Annotated in this window: 3 protein-coding genes; all 3 read right to left on the bottom strand. The window is 64.7% G+C overall.

Annotated features, from left to right (window positions below):
- On the bottom strand, positions 1-784 hold a 784-nt coding region (locus tag O2807_14370), incomplete at its 3' end, for a glycosyltransferase family 4 protein (GenBank protein ID MDA1001688.1).
- 28 nt (positions 785-812) lie between these two features.
- Positions 813-1,322, bottom strand: coding sequence for a hypothetical protein (locus O2807_14365; GenBank protein MDA1001687.1), 510 nt, complete (start codon positions 1,320-1,322; stop codon positions 813-815).
- Positions 1,214-2,575: a hypothetical protein gene (locus tag O2807_14360; GenBank protein ID MDA1001686.1), complete on the bottom strand. Its 1,362-nt coding sequence runs from the start codon at positions 2,573-2,575 to the stop codon at positions 1,214-1,216. Before O2807_14360 ends, O2807_14365 begins: the two co-directional genes overlap by 109 nt.
- Positions 2,576-2,673 lie beyond the last annotated feature (98 nt).

Raw genomic sequence — 2,673 nt, 5'->3', positions numbered from 1 at the left:
AAAAAAGGACTGGCCCCCCCCCCCCGGCGGCGCGGGCTTGCCGCCGGTAGGCGCCCGCCGCCCCCTTTCCCGCGACGATGAGCCGGAGGGCGCGCCCTTCCTCTTGTGCCACGCGGGAGAAGCCCGCGATCAGGTAGCGGAGTCCCTTGCGGAAAAAACCACTTCCCACGTAGAGCACGACAAAGGCATCATCGGGAATACCCATTTCGTTTCGGATCGCCTCCCGCTCGCCGGGGCCGGGGGGAGAGAATTCTTCCGCGTCCACGCCGTTGTAGATGACCGGAACATCCTCGATCCCGAAATGGCGCCGAATCTCCTCCGCCCCCTTCTTGCTGATGGCCGTCACCCGGCGGGCGCCGCCCCCCGCGATCAGCGTCTTTTCGATCCGCTGGAGAACAATATGAAGGGGATCCAGGCGGCGCAGCATCGCCTTCCAGGCCGGCAGATACGTCTCCGACACGCGCAGCCACTCCCGGTGCAGGCCCTCGCCCGCCCGGTAGATGTCGCAGGAGAAAATCCGGTCGCACGAGTGGATGATGTCGAATCGCTGTTCGCGGAGTTTCTTCCCCGCCTCCCGGGCGAAGTTGATCACCTTGAAGAAGGAGAGCAGCCCCCGGGCTTTCACCGGATGAAAAGTCACCCCCGGGGCGGGAAGCTCGGGACACCGGCGCGCGAACAGATGGACCTCATGGCCCCGCCGGTCGAGTTCGCGCGCGAGGAGCCAGACGTAGCGCTCGACGCCGCCGCCGCGGTGAACCGAATTGCGTATGAGGGCAATCTTCAATTCCACTCCGCCGGACGAAAGGGGACGATCAGATGACTCCCTCTTTCTTCGATATCAAATACTGCCCGAGGGCGAGATGGGGAAGGCCGGAATCCTCGAATGTGTGGAGCGCGTCCTCCGGGCTCGAAACAATCGGCTCCCCGTGCAGGTTGCAGGAGGTGTTCAGCACGGCGCCGATTCCCGTCAGGCGCTCGAACTCCCTGATGAGCCGGTGGTAGTCCGGGTTGTAGCCGCTATCGAGAATCTGGGGACGCATCGTGCCATCGTAGGCGTGGGTGGCGGCCACCAGCTCCGTGCGGCCCCGCAGGGTGCTGTCGAACGTCATCATCATGTAGGGCGACTTCATTCCCCGGGGGTTGACGAGGTAATCATCCGCCCGCTCCGCCAGAACGGAGGGCGCGAACGGCATCCAGAAATCCCGGCTCTTGATCATCTTGTTGATGACCGCAACGACGCGCGGGTCTTTCGGGTTGGCGAGGATGGAGCGGTTGCCCAGCGCGCGGGCGCCGAACTCCTCTCTTCCCTTGACGCGGGCCACGACCTCGCCCTGCGCCAGAAGGCGGGCGATCTCGGCCTCGATGTCATCGCACCGGCGCACCGCGTGGGCGCGGCCGACGCCGCGCCTTTCCATGGCCGCCAGGACATCTTCCTGTCCCGGCCGAGATAGAGCCCGGCCAGCGGTTTGCACCGCCCGCCCGCCTCGGCGTGCATCCAGTAGGCGGCCCCGATGGCGTTCGACTCATCCCCGCAGCTGGGGAGGACAAAAATCTCCTCGACCCCCGGAAGCTGCGCGATCTTCTGGTTGGCCTTCACGTTCATGAAAACGCCGCCGCTCAGGGCCACCCGCCGCTCTTTCGTCTCCTCCAGCCCGGCCGCAGCCCATTCGAGCAAAAGCTCCTCCAGCAGTTCCTGACTCGCCGCCGCCACCCAGTCGAAGCGGTGGCGCGCCAGATTCTCCATCAGAAATTGAAACCGATCCTTCCGCACCTTCCACTGGAAGCGCGGCGGCGCATCGCGCTCAAAGGCGATCATCTGGCGGAGGACTTCGTAGGATTTTTTCATCCCCCACTCGGGAGCGTAGGGCGCCAGGCCCATCACCTTGTATTCGTGCTCGAGCTGGCGCATCCCCAGGTAAAGCGTCATCAGACTGTAAAAGCTCCCCAGCGATCCCGCCGCGCTGGGCGCGGCGGAGAGCCGCCGGATCCCCGCAGAGCCGGCCACGTTCCAGGTGGCGCAGAGCCCATCGCCCGAGGCATCGTTCGTGAGAACCGAGGCCGCCTCCAGGCGCTCTCCCGCAAAGGGGGAGGCATAATAAGCGGCCGCCGCGTGGGCGGTGTGGTGCTCGACAATGTGGATCTTGGATGTATCGGCTCCGAGGCGATCCACGATGTTCCGGAAGCGCGCTTCGTTTGAAACGAGGGTTTTCCCCTTGGCTTCGGAGGAAAGACGAAGTTTCTTCCCGACGCGGCGGACTTTCCTCCGGATCTGGCTTCCCTTCTTCAGCCCCAGATATTCGTCAATGTAGCCGTCATCCTGCGTCATCCGCTCGAACCACTCGGACCCCATGGCCTCGTTTCCAGCGAGGGCCACGGCGGACAGGTCCGCCGCCCGGATACCGGCATGCGCCAGCAGGAATTCGGCGGATGCCGCCGGGTAGGCGCTCTGGTTCTTCTTCCGGGTGAAGCGCTCTTCGCTGATGCACCCGATGACCTCGCCGTCCCGGAGCAGACAGGCGGTGGACAGGTGCGAGTCGCTGATCCCCAGAATGTAGGATGGCCGATCCGTACTCATGCGTCTCGCATCCCCTTCCCGCGGACAACTTCCCTGTAAATCTTCACCATCTTCGCCGCCATCACGTTTTGATCGAATTCCGCCTCGGCGCGCGCCCG

Source organism: bacterium, assembly GCA_027622355.1.
Taxonomy (GTDB): Bacteria; UBA8248; UBA8248; order UBA8248; family UBA8248; genus JAQBZT01.
Note: the sequence above shows the minus strand (reverse complement) of the source record. Positions and strands in the feature narration are given on the sequence as shown.

Bases quoted from the DNA above. Each gene is read 5' to 3' on its own strand.
- O2807_14360 (MDA1001686.1), bottom strand. From the start codon at position 2,575: ATGAGTACGGATCGGCCATCCTACATTCTGGGGATCAGCGACTCGCAC.